The sequence below is a fragment of the Streptomyces sp. NPDC005811 genome (assembly GCF_040630405.1).
GTDB lineage: Bacteria > Actinomycetota > Actinomycetes > Streptomycetales > Streptomycetaceae > Streptomyces.
Window position 1 is genome coordinate 22,715 of record NZ_JBEXXK010000039.1, and the last position, 15,256, is coordinate 37,970.

The following is a 15,256-nucleotide window of genomic DNA, read 5'->3' on the forward strand; positions in this document are numbered from 1 at the left end:
CCTCGCCCACCCGGGCCGACCAGGGCATTCGTGATGTGGATCACTGTCGTACAACGGCCGGCGGGGGTCGCCGGTCTTCCGAACGCCCGGGTGCACGCCTGCCCGGATCCGAGAAAGACGAGGACACCGACCCGTATGACGACCCCAGCCGTCGAGAGCCCGAGCACGTCGCCGTCCCCGGACGGCGCCGCACCCCGCCGCCGACGCCGGACCGGCCGGTGGATCCTGCTCGCGCTGACCCTGCTCCTCGTGGTCGGCGCCGGCACCGGGTACTGGCTGTACCGGGACCTCAACGGCAACATCAACGGTGTCGACATCGACCGCGCGATCGGCGACGACCGGCCGGAGAAGCTGCCGACCTCCGGCCAGAACATCCTGATCCTCGGGTCGGACTCGCGCGCCGGGGCCAACGCCGCGCTGAACACCGGCAAGGTCGCGGGCGCCCGCTCCGACACCGCGCTGGTGATGCACATCCCCGAGGGCCGCACCGAGGCCGTCGCCATCAGCATCCCGCGCGACACCCTCGTGACCCGGCCCGAGTGCACCAGCTCCGACGGCTCGACGGTGGCGTCCGCGAAGCGCGTGATGTTCAACTCCGTCTACTCGCAGGTCGGTCCGGCCTGTGTGGTCAAGACGGTGGAGCAGATGTCCGGGATCCGCATGGACCACTACGTCGAGGTCGACTTCGCCGGCTTCAAGGGGCTGGTGGACGCGATCGGCGGGGTGACGGTCACCGTCGACCAGGACATCCACGACACCTCCAGCGGCCTCGACCTGACCGCGGGCACCCACCGGCTGGACGGCACGCAGGCCCTCCAGTTCGTCCGGACCCGGCACGGCATCGGCGACGGCAGCGACCTGGGCCGCATCGGGCTCCAGCAGCGGTTCATGCTCGCCCTGCTGAGCGAGATCAAGAAGCAGGACCTGCTGGGCAGCCCCGCCAAGGCCTTCAAGATCGCCGACCAGCTCACCGCGGCCCTCACCACCGACTCCGGCCTCGCCTCGCTCACCAAGCTCTCGGAGTTCGGCCGCAGCCTCAACGGCGTCGACCCCGCCACCATGGAGACGATCATGCTCCCGGTGGCGTACGACAAGGTCGACCCGAACCGGGTCGTGGCCGCCGAGCCCCAGGCCTCCACCCTGTGGAAGGCGGTCCGCTCCGACTCCGAGATCCCTGAGTCGGCGAAGAAGTCCCCGGCGACCGGCGGGAGTTCCTGACCGCCGACGCCCCGCCCCACCGGAGGTGACGGCGGGTCAGACCTCCTGCCACGCCGTCAGCGCGAGCACCGGCTCGTCCTTGCGGCGGCTGAGCAGGAGGCGGCCGGTCGACGGCGACAGGGTGGCGGCGACCACCCGGTCCTCGTGGTCCACGGCCAGCGCCACCTCGGCGTCGGGGTCCAGCCGGGGGCCGGACTCGGCCCACCAGGCCCCCGCCGACTCCTGTTCGGTGGGGTAGGCGGCAAAGGCGGTCCGGCCGCTCGCCGAACGCTGGGCGAGCAGGGTGCAGTCGTGGCCGTCCAGCACACAGCGGATCGCGGCGACCGGACCGGCTCCGGCGGCGGTGAGCAGCGAGGCCGGTTTGCCGCCGGGGCGCCAGGCCCACAGCTCACCGGAGCCGTCCGTGTAGAAGACGGTGGTGTGCTCGGCCGAGGTGGCGAGGGCGCGCAGGGTCCCGGCGCGGACCGGCGCCTCCAGCGCCTCCTCCAGCACGGGCGGGGCGCCGGCCTCCTCCTGCCGCCAGTGCAGGATCCCGCCGGAGACGGCCGCGTACACCTCGATCCGTCCCGACTCCCCCGTCACCGCGACGGGCGGCCCCTCGACGTCCTTGCCCCCGAGATCCCGCCAGGGCTCCCAACCGCCCTTCTCCTTCTGGACGAGCAGGCCGAGCCCGCCGGCCCCGCCCCGGACGAGGACATGGGCGCGTCCCTCGGCGTCCACCGCGACGGCCGGCGGCCCGGTGCGGGCGCCCCGCCGGTCCGGGTGGCCGACGGGCGCCCAGTCCAGCGGGGCGAGCAGCGGCCGGTAGTGGACGGAGTGCACCAGGCCCGCCTCGGACTTCACGGTCGGCCGCCAGGACACCAGGTGCGCGTAGCCGTCGGCGCCCTGGCCGACGGCGAGCACGGGGTGCAGCCGCTGGTCGCCGCCGACCCGGCGCGGGCCGTCCCAGGGCCCGCCCGGTGCGCTTTCCGCGCGGCACAGGACGGCGTCGTCGGACGTCAGATAGACACTGAGCCGCCCGTCGCGGCCGCGTATGAGCCAGTCGCCGTTCACCCGTTCACTTTATGTCGGCGGCCTCCCCGCCACTCCCGGCGGGCCCGTGGCCGGGGCGTCCGTGGGACGCTGGTCCCATGGACGCCCTGGACGCCCCCGTGGACGACGGCCCCGCCCTGCTCGTGGTCGTCGACGGCGCGAACGTGGTCGGGTCGGTGCCCGACGGCTGGTGGCGGGACCGGCGGGGCGCCGCGGAGCGGCTGCGGGACCGGCTGGCCGCGGACGGGCTGCCGGGTCATGCCGGGCCCGTGGAGATCGTGCTCGTCGTGGAGGGCGCGGCGCGCGGGGTGGAGCCGGTGGCGGGGGTACGGGTGGATTCGGCGGCCGGCAGCGGGGACGACCACATCGTCGGCCTGGTCGCCCGGGCCGGCGGCCGCCCCCGGCTGGTCGTCACCGCCGACCGCGCGCTGCGCCGCCGGGTGACGGACCTCGGCGCCGAGGTGACGGGCCCCCGTGCCGTACGGGGCCCGGCGGACGCCTCCTGACCGAGGCTCAGTCCGCCGCCCCTCCCCCGTGCACCTCGTCGGCCGTCGTCTCCTGGTGGCGTCCGAGGCGGCTGTGCGAGCGGCCGTAGAGGAAGTAGACGAAGAAGCCGACGACCATCCAGATGCCGAACCGGAGCCAGGTCTCGGCGGGCAGGTTGAGCATCAGCCACAGCGATGCGCACACCGACAGGATCGGGACGACCGGCACCCAGGGGGTGCGGAAGGCGCGCGGCAGGTCGGGGCGGGTGCGGCGCAGGATGATCACGCCGATCGCGACGACGACGAACGCGAAGAGCGTGCCGATGTTCACCAGTTCGGCCAGCTCGCTGAGGCTGGTGAAGCCGGCCAGGATCGCGATCAGCCCACCGAGCAGGATGGTCGGCCGGTGCGGGGTCTTGAAGCGCGGGTGGACGTGGGAGAAGAAGCGCGGCAGCAGTCCGTCGCGGCTCATCGCGAAGAACACCCGGGTCTGGCCGAGGAGCAGGATCATGCAGACGGTGGTCAGGCCGACGGCGGCGCCGAAGCTGATGAAGCCCGCGTACCAGGGGTGCCCGGTGTGCTTGAAGGCGTCGGCCAGCGGGGCGCTCACGGACAGTTTGCTGTAGTGCTCCATCCCGGTGACGACGATCGACACGGCGACGTACAGGACCGTGCAGATGATGAGGGAGCCGAGGATGCCGCGCGGCATGTCGCGCTGCGGGTTCTTGGTCTCCTCGGCCGCCGTCGCGACGACGTCGAAGCCGATGAACGCGAAGAACACCACGGAGGCGGCGGTGAAGATGCCCATCACGCCGAAGTTGGACGGCGCCCAGCCGAACATCAGCTGGATCAGCGGCGCCTGGAGGTTGTTGCCCGCCTCCACCGTCTGGGCCTTGGGGATGAACGGGTCGTAGTTCTCGCCGTGGAGGAAGAAGGAGCCCGCGATGATCACGGTCAGCACGACGGTCACCTTGATCGCGACGACGATCGAGGTCAGCCGCGCGGAGAGTTTGGTGCCGATCACGAGGATCGCCGTGAGCACCAGGACGAGGGCGGCGGCGAGGATGTCGAAGCCGAAGCCGTTCGCCCCCTCGCGCCCACTGAGCGCCGCCGGCAGATGCCAGCCGGCGTTGTCGAGCAGGGAGGCGATGTACCCGGACCAGCCGACGGCCACCACCGCCGTGCCGAGCGCGAACTCCAGGACCAGGTCCCAGCCGATGATCCAGGCGGGCAGTTCGCCGAGGGAGGCGTACGAGAAGGTGTACGCCGAGCCGGCCACCGGGACGGTGGAGGCGAACTCGGCGTAGCAGAGCGCGGCGAGCGCGCAGGCCACCCCGGCCGCGACGAAGGCCAGGGCGACGGCGGGTCCGGCGTTGTTCTTGGCGACCGTGCCGGTCAGGACGAAGATGCCGGTGCCGATGATGACGCCGACGCCGAAGACGGTCAGATCCAGCGCGGACAAGGATTTCTTGAGCGCGTGCTCTGGTTCCTCGGTGTCGAGGATGGACTGCTCGACTCTCTTCGTCCGGAAGAGGGTGCTGCTCACGGGGTACCTCCCACGCTGTGTCGTCCTCGACATGATCGAGAGGGGGCACAGGTCGTATGCCCCGGCACGGGCGGGTTAACGCGAATGGGCCGGTTCGACCACTCTTCGCAGTGGTCGAACCGGCCCATCCGGGCGTGTCGGGTTGCCCCCGGCGGGCGTCAGTCGCGGGCGGGCTCCACGGAGTCCACCTCGGCGGCCGCGGTGCCGTACCTGGCGTCCAGCTTGGCGACGAGTCCGGTGACCTGGCGGGCGATGTCGGGGGCGGTCAGCCCGATCTCGGCCATGACCTCGGCGCGGGAGGCGTGGTCGAGGAAGCGGGGCGGGATACCGAAGTCGCGCAGCGGGACGTCCACGCCCGCGTCGCGCAGGGCCTGGGCGACGGCCGAGCCGACGCCGCCGACACGGCTGTTGTCCTCGACGGTGACGACCACCCGGTGCTGCTCGGCGAGCGGGGCCATGGCCTCGTCGACGGGCTTGACCCAGCGCGGGTCGACGACGGTCGTGGAGATGCCCTGCCGGTCGAGCAGGCCGGCGATCTCCAGGCACATCGGGGCGAGGGCGCCCACGGAGACGAGCAGCACGTCGGGCGTGTCGGTGCCCGGCTCGCGCAGGACGTCCATGCCGCCGACGCGTCCCACGGCGGGGACGGCGGGGCCGACGGCGCCCTTGGAGAACCGTACGACGGTCGGCGCGTCGTCCACGGCGACGGCCTCGCGGAGCTGGGCGCGGACCTGGTCGGCGTCACGCGGGGCGGCGAGCCTGAGGCCGGGGACGACCTGGAGGATCGACATGTCCCACATGCCGTTGTGGGAGGCGCCGTCGGTGCCGGTGACGCCCGCCCGGTCCAGGACGAACGTCACACCGCACCGGTGCAGGGCCACGTCCATCAGCACCTGGTCGAAGGCGCGGTTGAGGAAGGTGGCGTAGACGGCGAAGACGGGGTGCACCCCGGCGTGGGCGAGGCCCGCGGCGGAGACGGCGCCGTGCTGCTCGGCGATGCCGACGTCGTAGACCCGCTCCGGGAAGCGCTTGGCGAACCTGTCGAGCCCGACGGGCTGGAGCATGGCCGCGGTGATGGCGACGATGTCCTCGCGCTCCTCGCCGAGCCTGACCATCTCCTCGCCGAACACGGAGGTCCAGTCGGCGCCGGAGGAGGCGATGGGCAGACCGGTGTCGGGGTGGATCTTGCCGACGGCGTGGAAGCGGTCGGCCTCGTCCTGGAGGGCGGGCTGATAGCCGCGGCCCTTCTCGGTGAGGCAGTGCACGATCACCGGGCCGCCGAAGCGCTTCGCCTTGGCCAGCGCCGACTCCAGGGCCTCCAGGTCGTGGCCGTCGATCGGGCCGACGTACTTCAGGCCGAGGTCCTCGAACATGCCCTGGGGCGCGATGAAGTCCTTCAGGCCCTTCTTGGCGCCGTGCAGGGTGTCGAACAGGGGCTTGCCGACGACGGGGGTGCGCTCCAGCAGGTCCTTGCCGCGGGCCAGGAACCGCTCGTAGCCGTCGGTGGTGCGCAGGGTCGCGAGGTGGTTGGCGAGGCCGCCGATGGTCGGCGCGTACGAGCGCTCGTTGTCGTTGACGACGATGACCAGCGGGCGGTCCTTGGCGTCGGCAATGTTGTTGAGCGCCTCCCAGGCCATGCCGCCGGTGAGGGCGCCGTCGCCGATGACCGCCACGACATGGCGGTCGCGGTCGAGGATCTCGTTGCCCTTGGCGATGCCGTCGGCCCAGCCGAGGACCGTGGAGGCGTGGCTGTTCTCGATGACGTCGTGCTCGGACTCGGCCTGCGAGGGGTAGCCGGACAGGCCGCCCTTCATCTTGAGCCGGGAGAAGTCCTGCCGGCCGGTGAGCAGCTTGTGGACGTAGGACTGGTGGCCGGTGTCCCACAGGATCTTGTCCTTGGGGGACTCGAAGACCCGGTGCAGCGCGATGGTGAGCTCGACCACGCCGAGGTTGGGGCCGAGGTGGCCACCGGTCTTGGACACGGCCTCGACCAGGAAGGTCCGGATCTCCTCCGCCAGCTGGTCCAGCTCCTCCGGGCTGAGCCGGTCCAGATCGCGCGGTCCCCTGATGCGGGTCAGCAGCGGCACCCGTGCCTCCTTGCAGTAAACGCTGTTCGAGCTGTTGCCGGGCCAGTCGAGTCTAATGTTCCGCGACCCGGCCTATGACACGACTATGCCCGGCGCCTTGTGGGCACCGGGCATCCGGTCCGACCAAAAGGGGCGCGGGGAACTGCGCGACACGCCACGACGGCGCCTCACCCGCAGTCCCACCGCACCCCGTACGGCGAGAGGCGCTATCCGCGACCCGCAGCCTTCTGGGACTTGCGCGACACGGAGTCGATCACGACGGCGCCCAGCAGAACGCCACCGGTGATCATGTACTGGATCGAGGTGTTCATGTTGAGCAGGTCCAGACCGGTCTGGATGGACTGGATGACCAGCATGCCCAGGAGGGCGGACCAGACGGTACCGCGGCCGCCGAAGAGGCTGGTGCCACCGATGACGGCCGCCGCGATGGCGAGCATCAGGGTGTTGCCGCCGCCCGCGCTGAGCGTGGCGCTCGCGGTCTGGCCGGCGAAGAACATACCGCCGAGCGCCGCGAAGCCGCCGGAGATGGCGAACACGGTGATGCGGATCATCGGCACGTTGATACCGGCACGGCGGGCGGCCTCGATGCCACCGCCGACCGCGAACACCTTGCGGCCGTACGTCGTGCGGCGGAGCACGAAGTCGACGATCACCAGCGCCGCCAGGAAGAGCACCAGCGCGTTGGAGACACCGGCCGCGTCGTTGAGGACGACGGCGGCGGCGAAGGCCGCGACGGCGAGCGCGCCGACGCGCAGCAGGATCTCACCGGTCGCCCGGAACGGCACACCCGCGGCCTTGCGGCGGCGCTGCTCGTTGAAGTTGCCGACCAGGGAGAGCACGACGGCGAGGCCGGCCAGCAGGTAGGCGCCGATGATGGCCTGGTCCATGAAGAAGGAGCTCTGGCCGAGCAGGTGGACCGGACCCGTGTCGGACGGGATGTTGATGGTGCCGCTGGCGCCCAGCAGCCACAGCATCAGACCGTTCCAGCCGAGGAAGCCGGCCAGGGTGACGACGAACGCCGGTACACCGATCCTGGCGAAGAACCAGCCCTGCAGCGCGCCGATGGCGATGCCGGTGAGGACCGCGAGGACCAGCGCCAGCCAGGCGTTCATGCCATGGGTCACCACGAACACGGCGAACAGGGTGGAGGCCAGACCGCTGACCGAGCCGACCGACAGGTCGATCTCGCCGAGCAGCAGGACGAACACCAGGCCGATGGCGAGCATGCCGGTGGCCGACAGGTAGTAGCTGATGTTCGAGAGGTTGTCGGCGCTCAGGAAGCGGTCGTTCTGCAGCTGGAAGATCGTCCAGATGACGATCAGGCCGATGACCACCGGCAGCGAGCCCAGCTCGCCGCCCTTCACCTTGCGCTTGAACTCGGTGACGTAGCCCTTGAGGCCCTCTTCACGGACCAGCAGACGCGGGTCGACGACGGCGACCGGCGCGGCCGTGGGGTCGTCGGCGGGCGCGACGGTGTCCTGCGTCTCGACGACACCTGCGGTCTTCGCTGCCTTCGCGGCGTCGGCCTTCGCGGCCGTCTCCGCCTTGGTGACCTCGCTCTTCGCGGCCTGAGCGGTCTTCTCCGGCTCCGAGGAGTCGCTCTTCACGGTCTTGGACGTGTCGCTCACTTTGCCGCCTCCGCGGTGCGACGCCCCGCACGACGGGTCACGGCGTTGTCCGTGGCACCCGTGATCGCGGCGATGATCTCTTCGTGGCTGGTGTCCTTCACGGGGAAGGAGCCGTTGTTCTTGCCCAGGCGCAGGACGGCGACGGTGTCCGCGACCGCCTTGACATCGGCCATGTTGTGGCTGATGAGGATGACGCCGAGGTCGCGCTCGCGCAGCCGCTCGACCAGGTCGAGGACCTGCGCGGTCTGCTCGACGCCGAGGGCGGCGGTGGGCTCGTCGAGGATGACGACCTTCGGGTCGCCGATCAGGGCGCGGGCGATGGCGACGACCTGGCGCTGACCGCCGGAGAGGCTCGCGATCGGGATGCGCACGCTCGGGATCCGGATGGAGAGCGTGGACAGCAGTTCGCGGGCGTTCTTCTCCATCGTCACCTCGTCGATGACGCCCCGGTGCAGCAGCTCGCGGCCGAGGTAGAGGTTGCCCACGACGTCGAGGTTGTCGCAGAGCGCGAGGTCCTGGTAGACCGTCGCGACGCCGAGACCCTGGGCGTCGTGCGGCTTGGTGATGCTGACCGGCTTGCCCTCCCATTCGATGACGCCCTCATCGATGGGGTGGACACCCGCGATCGTCTTGACCAGGGTCGACTTTCCTGCGCCGTTGTCGCCCACCAGGGCGACCACTTCTCCGGCGTGAACCTCCAGATCGACATCGGTGAGGGCCTGGACCGCACCGAATCGCTTGGAGACTCCGCGCAACGCCAGCACGGGCGTAGCGGACACGTGAACCATCTCCTTCGCCGCCTGACCGGCGGGGATGCCGCGCTTGGGGTAGTGCGCGGAGGGATGTGCGGGAGGCGGCGCGAGGCCGCGGTACGCACGAGGTTTACAAGATGAACATGCGCGAATCCGCTGCCCTTGGCAACGGTTCCGTCCGACGCCCGCCCCGGCAGCGGGGTGTGAAGGTGGGGCAGGCGTCGGCGGGGTCTCGCGGGACCGCTCGGCGGTCTGGGCCCGAGTCCCTCGGCGGGACTCGGGCCGGGTCACGCGGGGTGCGCGCGGTTACTGCAGGCCGGCCTTCTTGCAGGCGGCGGCGTAGTCGGCGGTGCAGATGTCCGCGACCGTCCACAGACCGTCCTTGACGACCGTGTCCTTGATGTTGGCCACGGTGACGGACACCGGGGTCAGCAGCTTGGCCTGGACCTTGTCGCCGGAGCCGCTGGTCACCGAGGTGTCGGCGAGGGACTTGATGTCCTTGCCCTCCAGCAGGTTGACCGCGAGCTCGGCGGCCGTGTCGGCCTCGGGCTTGTAGGCCTTGTAGACCGTGGCGGACTGGGTGCCGGCGACGATCCGCTGGATGGCGGCGAGCTCGGCGTCCTGGCCGGTCAGCGGGATGTCGCCGATCTTCGCGCCCTTGAGGGTGTTGGCGATGCCACCGGCCATGCCGTCGTTGGCGGCGTAGACGCCCGCGATGTTCTTGGCACCCAGCTGCGTGATCGCCGCGGACATCTTCTGGGCGGCGACGGTGTCCTTCCACAGACCCGACTGCTCGTAGGCGATGGTGACCTTGCCGTCGAGGATCTTGTGGGCGCCGGCCTTGAACTGGGCGGCGTTCGGGTCGGCGTCGTCACCGTTGATCATGACGACCTTGGACTTGGTGGTCGCCTTGGAGCCGAGGGCGTCGAGCAGGGCCTGGCCCTGGAGCTCGCCGACCTTCTCGTTGTCGAAGGAGACGTAGGCCGAGACCGGGCCCTGAGCGAGACGGTCGTACGCGACGACCTTGACACCCTTGTCCACCGCGGACTGGATGGAGGACTTGATCGCGGCGGAGTCCTGGGCGGAGATCACGATGACCTTCACGCCCTTGGTGACCATGCTGCTCATCTGCTGGGCCTGCTTGGCCGGGTCGGCCGCGGCGTTCGCGTACTGCACGTCGCAGCCGGAACACAGCTCCTTGACCTTCGCCTCGAAGAGCGGCTTGTCGAACTTCTCGTAGCGCGCGGTGACGCTGTCGGGCAGCAGCAGGCCGATGGACTTGCTGTCCGAGCTGCTGCCGGAGTCCTTGCCCTTGTCGTCGCCGGCCTTGCCGCAGGCGGCAATCGACAGCGCCATGGACACGGCGGTGGCGCCGATCACGACTCTACGCATCGTTGCGTTCATTTGGGGTGTGCCTCCCTGACAGGGCCGCAACGCTGCGGCCGAGGTGGCTCGAAGTCAACTCGGCCGCAAGTTCGACGTCAAGAAGTAAATACTTAACGAGATGGCAACGGCGTCATTCGTTCTCTAAGTGAAGGCAGGTGTCGCGGCCGACAGGGTGCCGTCCAAAAGGGTCGAATCACCCATCTCGCCGAGTGCGAGAGCGAGTGCTCCGAGCACCTCCGCACGACCGCCGAGTGCCCCCGGGAGAACGGTGAGTTGACGCGCCGCACTGGGGATCGCGTAGCGGCCGACGGACTCTCTGATCGGACCGAGCACCAGCTCACCGGCCTCGGCGAGATCACCGCCCAGGACCACCCGGCTCGGGTTCAGCAGGTTGCAGAGATTGGCGACTCCACTGCCGACATGGCGGCCGACGTCGGCGATCACGCGACGGCAGCCCGGGTCTCCGTCCCTGGCCAGCCGCACGACGCCCTCCATCGTGAGGTCCGTGCCGTGGCTGGACTGGAGCAACGGCAGCACATAGCGGGCGGCCGCGAAGGTCTCCAGGCAGCCCCGGTTGCCGCAGCGGCAGACCGGGCCGGATTCATCGAGTGTAATATGTCCGATTTCTCCTGCGGTGCCACCAGGGCCGCGGTAGATCTTCCCCTCGATCACCAGACCGGCGCCGACACCGCTCGCGACCTTGATGTAAGCAAGATCACGCACGCCCCTGCCACTGCCCCAGACCAGCTCACCGAGGGCGCCGAGGTTGGCGTCGTTGTCCACGTGCACGGGCACGCCGAGGCGGCCTCTGAGCTCCTCGGCGGGTCTGGTACCGATCCAGCCGGGGAGGATCGCCGAGGAGCCGAGCGTGCCGGACTCCAGATCGATCGGACCGGGCACGCCGAGCCCCACCCCCGCGATCTTCGAGCGGTCCACCCCGGTGGCCTCGATCAGGCGCACGACCAGCTGTTCCGCCCGGTCGAACCCCTGCGCCGAGGAGGCGTCCACGTCCAGCGGCTCGGACTCCTCGGCAAGCACCTGATGGGCGAGGTTGCCCAGCGCGACCCTGAGGTGGGTGTGGCCGAAATCCACCCCGATGACAATGCCGGCGTCCCCGCTCAGCGATACACTCCGCGCCCTTCGCCCACCTGCCGACGTGGGCGTGACCTCGACGGTTCCGCCTTCCTTGAGCTCGCGCACGATGTTGGAGACGGTCGCGGCGGACAGTCCCGTCGTCCGGGCGATCTCGGCCTGCGTGAGGGACCCGGCCAGACGCACGGCGCGTACCACCCGCTCCAGGTTGGCCCGATGCAGCGACGACTGCGACCCCGGAGTCTCCACGACGACCTCCTGCGCACGGGACCGCTTCGATGAGATCCCGTCTATGTCCAACTAGTGAACTCTAAGCTGAGCCGTTCGGGTCCACTCCCGTCAAGAGGTTGAACAGTATCCGCACGCTCGAACAAGCAGGCCCGCGCTCACCCGAGAGAGCGTCGCGGGGTGTGCGGGGGCGGCTGCGGGGCGTTGCGGAAAGTGGCATTCCGGGTGTGAAGGACTTCGGAGCGTGGTGATCAAAAAGGGTGGGAGCGACGGAAAAGCGGCGTACACGACAACCCGTGCACCGGAAGTCCGTGTACGCCGCATGAAGACGCCGGGTTTACTTCAGGGCCCCCGCCGTCAACCCCTGCACCACCTGGCGCTGGAAGACGATGTACGCCGCGAGCACCGGGAGCATGGCCATCACCAGGCCGGCGAAGAGTCCCGACCAGTCCCCCTTGTAGCCCTGGCTGACGGCCAGTTGGACGAGCCCCTGGGTGAGGACCCGTTTGTCGGGGTCCGTGTTGAGGACCGTGGGCAGCATGTACTGGTTCCACTGGCCGAGGAAGTTGAAGATGCCCACGCTGATCAGACCGGGTTTCGCCATCGGCAGCATGATCTGGAAGAAGATCCGGGTGTGCGAGGCGCCGTCGACGAACGCGGCTTCCGCCACCGAGGCGGGCAGGGTGCGGAAGAACGCCGTCAGGAAGAACACCGTGAACGGCAGCGAGTACGCGATGTAGACCAGGATCAGTCCGTGCAGGGTGTTGAGCAGCCCCATGTTGTTGACCACGTAGAACAGCGGGACCAGCGCCAGCATGACGGGGAAGCTCATGCCTCCGATGAACAGGTAGTAGATGAACCGGTTGCCGGGGAAGTCGAAGCGGGCGAGGACATAGGCCGCCATGGAGCCGAGGACCAGAGTGCCGAGGAGCGAACCGCCCACCACCAGAACGGTGTTCAGGAAGTAGTCGCTCATGTTGGCCTCGGTCCAGGCCCGTGACCAGTTGTCGAGGTGCAGGGTGCGCGGCAGCGCCCAGGGCGAGCCGAAGATGGACCGGTCGTCCTTGAAGGAGGTCATCACCGCCCACAGCAGCGGCAGCACGACCATCACGGCCCACAGGACGAGCAGACCGTGCGAGAAGACGTTCAGGACCCGGCCTTCGGACTTCGGTGCCGCGTCCGGTCGGCCGGGCCGTCCGTCCGTCTTCGTGACGGTCACCGGGACGGGAGCGGGGGGTTCGGTCGTCTTCATGGTCAGTACTCCAGCCGCTCGCGCCGCCCGAGCCGCATCACGACGGCGGCGAAGGCCAGCGTCACGACGAGCAGGGCGACACCGATGGTCGTGGCGTAGGCGGCCTGACCGTCACGGAACGCCTTCTGGTACACGTACAGGACCATGACGGTGGTCGAGTAGTCGGGGCCGCCGGGACCGGTCGTCATGATCTGCACGACCGCGAACGACTCCGCGCCGAGGGCGAGGATGCCCAGGTAGACCCAGCCCGACTGCACGGTGTCCCAGAGCAGCGGCAGGGTCACCCGGAAGAACGTGTCCGCCCGGTTCGCGCCGTCGAGCAGGGCGGCCTCGTACAGGTCGGCGGGGATGGAGGCCATGCCCGCCGAGAACAGGACCACGAAGAAGCCGACCGTGGACCAGACGAGGACCGCCATCACGCACCACAGCGCGAGATCCGGATCGCCGAGCCAGAGCGGCTGGACCCCGCCCAGTCCGATCCCCCGGAGGAAGGAATTGACGGCCCCGCTGTCCGGGTTGTACGCGAAGGCGAACAGCAGCGCGACGATCGCGATGGACAGTACCTGCGGGAAGAAATACACGATCTTGTAGAAGGCGGAGCCCCGGACGCCGGAAACGGCGGGGCCGCCTTTTCTCCGGCGCCCGCCGGCATTGATCATGAAGGACAGGAACAGCGCGAGGCCGATCGTCACCAAGGGGACCAGGAGCGCGAACAGCAGGCTGTGCCGCAGGGACTTCCAGAAGATCTGGTCGTCCAGCATCCTGCGGTAATTGGCGAGGCCGACCATCTTGAATTCGGGACTCAGGCCGGTCCAGTCCGTGAACGAGTAGTAGATGGACTGGACGAACGGCCAGATCACGAAGAGCGCGTACAGTCCGAGCGGGAGCGCCAGGAACCCCACGATGAACCGGTATTTGCCGTGCTGCATCGCCACCTACTGGTGCTTGTAGTGCTTGATCGAGGTGTCCTTGGCGGCGGCGTCGGCGTATCCCTGGATCTTGTCGATGGCCTCCACGGGAGTGAGCCGTCCGGCCATCATCTCGCCGAGACCGCCGACGCCGATCTGCTCCTTCTGCAACTGGACGTACCAGTCCTGCATGCGCGGGTTCAGCACGTTGTCGCCGGCCTTCTGCAGTGCGGCGACACCGGACTTCAGGCCGGGGGTGAGGGTGATGCCGTCGGTGCCGCCGTTGTACGCCGTGAGCGACTTGACCTTGGCGGTGAAGTTCCTGGAGGAGGCCTCGCTGAGCATGATCCGCAGCTGCTCCATGCCGCCGGAGCCGTTCTTGGCCTTGGCGGGGACGACGAAGGGCTCGCCGCCGGAGGCCCAGATCGTGCCGAAGGGCATCGCGTCGGAGGAGTCGATGCCGGTGGGCGCGGAGACGGCGAGGTCGAAATCGGCCGGGATCACCTTGGCCGACTCGTTCTCCACCCAGGAGCCGTTGGGGAGAAACAGGGCCTTGCCCTCGGCCCAGGCGGTCTGCGACTGGATGTGGTCCAGGCCCGGGGTGCCCCGGAGCACGTACCCCTTCTTGTAGAGCTCGTAGTACGCCTCGAAACAGGTCTTGACGGCCGGGTGCTTCCAGGCGTTCGGCTCCAGGTTGTCGATGGCGTCGAGGACGTCGCGGCCGCCGACCTTGCCGATCATCGGGTAGAGCGAGAACGGGAGGTAGTACGGGTATTTGCCCGCGTACGTCCACCCGGCCATGCCCTTCTTCTTGGCCTTCGCGCAGACCGCGAGCATCTCGTCCCAGGTCTCGGGATAGGCGGCGTCCAGGGAGTCCAGGGCCTTCTGCGAGTACCAGACGCCGTAGACGGTGTAGGCGTAGTACATGATCCAGACCGGGTCGCCGTCGAACTGGCCCATCTCGACGATGCCCGGGCGCAGGGTGTCGCGGACCTTCTTGGCCGGATCGTCGTACGACGGGGCGTCCAGCAGCGGGGTGAGGTCGGCGAGCTGCTTCTTGCCGACCAGGACGCCCATGTCCATCTGCTCGGCGCCGGAGTTGTCGATGAGGTCGGGCGGCGTGCCCTGGTTGAAGCGGGGCTGGAGCGTGGACTGGATCTTCTGGGTGGCCGAGAACTTCACCTTCGCCTTCGGGAAGTCCTTCTCGTAGATCTGCACGGCGTCCTCGGCGTACTCCTTGCCGAAACCGCCGTCGAACAGCACGAATTCCATCGGGGCGGTCTCATTGACCGCGAGGGGGTTCTTCGCCGTCTTCTTTCCTGCCTTGGCCTTGTCCTCGTCGCCGGCGCCGCTGCTGGCGCACGCGCTCAGAGAGCCGAGCGCGGGGACGGAGACCAGGCCGAGCGCGGCGGACCGCCTGATCAGATCGCGGCGGCCGAAACCCGCCGATTCGCCGTTCACGGCACCATGGTGTGCGGAGCTGGATCCCATCCTCAAGTCCTCGCCTTCTCAGGTCGGGCAGAGTCATTGCGGGTCGCGTGAATCGCCGACAGGTATAGTCCACTCCCCTCCGGCGGAGCAAGATCGAGGGCACGGTCGGCCATGGGTCTTTTCCGAGTTGAGACCTCCCGGAAATATGAAG

At 69.3% G+C, this 15,256-nt stretch carries 12 protein-coding genes; 2 read left to right on the forward strand and 10 right to left on the reverse strand.

Translation table 11 applies throughout. The annotated features are described in order from the left end of the window. Positions 1 to 135 precede the first annotated feature (135 nt). Positions 136 to 1,218, forward strand: coding sequence for an LCP family protein (locus tag ABZ490_RS34155; protein WP_358998994.1), 1,083 nt, complete (start codon positions 136 to 138; stop codon positions 1,216 to 1,218). A 36-nt stretch (positions 1,219 to 1,254) separates the two neighbouring features. On the opposite strand, the gene ABZ490_RS34160 is transcribed toward ABZ490_RS34155, so the two are convergent. Continuing rightward, complete coding sequence (locus tag ABZ490_RS34160; protein WP_358998997.1) at positions 1,255 to 2,271, reverse strand: hypothetical protein; 1,017 nt, start codon at positions 2,269 to 2,271, stop codon at positions 1,255 to 1,257. Positions 2,272 to 2,369: 98 nt separating this feature from the next. On the opposite strand from ABZ490_RS34160, the gene ABZ490_RS34165 reads away from it, so the two are divergent. Further along, positions 2,370 to 2,756: an NTP pyrophosphohydrolase gene (locus ABZ490_RS34165; RefSeq protein ID WP_358999183.1), complete on the forward strand. Its 387-nt coding sequence runs from the start codon at positions 2,370 to 2,372 to the stop codon at positions 2,754 to 2,756. A gap of 7 nt (positions 2,757 to 2,763) precedes the next feature. Here ABZ490_RS34165 and ABZ490_RS34170 read toward each other — a convergent pair whose 3' ends face one another. From ABZ490_RS34170 to ngcE, 9 genes are all read right to left on the reverse strand, one after another. Continuing rightward, positions 2,764 to 4,281 (reverse strand): amino acid permease, encoded by a 1,518-nt coding sequence (locus tag ABZ490_RS34170; RefSeq protein WP_358999000.1) that lies wholly within the window; start codon positions 4,279 to 4,281, stop codon positions 2,764 to 2,766. A gap of 158 nt (positions 4,282 to 4,439) precedes the next feature. Next, positions 4,440 to 6,368, reverse strand: a complete 1,929-nt coding sequence (dxs, locus tag ABZ490_RS34175) for a 1-deoxy-D-xylulose-5-phosphate synthase (protein ID WP_358999003.1) — start codon at positions 6,366 to 6,368, stop codon at positions 4,440 to 4,442. Positions 6,369 to 6,574: 206 nt separating this feature from the next. Further along, positions 6,575 to 7,996 carry a sugar ABC transporter permease gene (locus ABZ490_RS34180; RefSeq protein ID WP_358999006.1) on the reverse strand — a complete coding sequence of 474 codons (1,422 nt, stop codon included), beginning with the start codon at positions 7,994 to 7,996 and terminating at the stop codon, positions 6,575 to 6,577. Further along, positions 7,993 to 8,784, reverse strand: a complete 792-nt coding sequence (locus ABZ490_RS34185) for an ATP-binding cassette domain-containing protein (protein ID WP_358999009.1) — start codon at positions 8,782 to 8,784, stop codon at positions 7,993 to 7,995. Before ABZ490_RS34185 ends, ABZ490_RS34180 begins: the two co-directional genes overlap by 4 nt. A 270-nt stretch (positions 8,785 to 9,054) precedes the next feature. Then, positions 9,055 to 10,140: a substrate-binding domain-containing protein gene (locus ABZ490_RS34190; protein ID WP_358999186.1), complete on the reverse strand. Its 1,086-nt coding sequence runs from the start codon at positions 10,138 to 10,140 to the stop codon at positions 9,055 to 9,057. 135 nt (positions 10,141 to 10,275) lie between these two features. Then, positions 10,276 to 11,475 (reverse strand): ROK family transcriptional regulator, encoded by a 1,200-nt coding sequence (locus ABZ490_RS34195; RefSeq protein ID WP_358999012.1) that lies wholly within the window; start codon positions 11,473 to 11,475, stop codon positions 10,276 to 10,278. Positions 11,476 to 11,791: 316 nt separating this feature from the next. Continuing rightward, positions 11,792 to 12,706 (reverse strand): carbohydrate ABC transporter permease, encoded by a 915-nt coding sequence (locus tag ABZ490_RS34200; RefSeq protein ID WP_358999015.1) that lies wholly within the window; start codon positions 12,704 to 12,706, stop codon positions 11,792 to 11,794. A 2-nt stretch (positions 12,707 to 12,708) separates the two neighbouring features. Next, positions 12,709 to 13,635 (reverse strand): sugar ABC transporter permease, encoded by a 927-nt coding sequence (locus tag ABZ490_RS34205; protein WP_358999018.1) that lies wholly within the window; start codon positions 13,633 to 13,635, stop codon positions 12,709 to 12,711. Positions 13,636 to 13,641: 6 nt separating this feature from the next. Beyond that, positions 13,642 to 15,105: an N-acetylglucosamine/diacetylchitobiose ABC transporter substrate-binding protein gene (ngcE, locus tag ABZ490_RS34210; RefSeq protein WP_358999021.1), complete on the reverse strand. Its 1,464-nt coding sequence runs from the start codon at positions 15,103 to 15,105 to the stop codon at positions 13,642 to 13,644. Positions 15,106 to 15,256: the final 151 nt, after the last annotated feature.

Coding starts and splice junctions, on each gene's coding strand:
- ABZ490_RS34155 (WP_358998994.1), top strand. CDS start 136: ATGACGACCCCAGCCGTCGAGAGCCCGAGCACGTCGCCGTCCCCGGAC.
- ABZ490_RS34185 (WP_358999009.1), bottom strand. CDS start 8,784: ATGGTTCACGTGTCCGCTACGCCCGTGCTGGCGTTGCGCGGAGTCTCC.
- ABZ490_RS34190 (WP_358999186.1), bottom strand. CDS start 10,140: ATGCGTAGAGTCGTGATCGGCGCCACCGCCGTGTCCATGGCGCTGTCG.
- ABZ490_RS34200 (WP_358999015.1), bottom strand. CDS start 12,706: ATGAAGACGACCGAACCCCCCGCTCCCGTCCCGGTGACCGTCACGAAG.
- ABZ490_RS34205 (WP_358999018.1), bottom strand. CDS start 13,635: ATGCAGCACGGCAAATACCGGTTCATCGTGGGGTTCCTGGCGCTCCCG.
- ngcE (WP_358999021.1), bottom strand. CDS start 15,105: ATGGGATCCAGCTCCGCACACCATGGTGCCGTGAACGGCGAATCGGCG.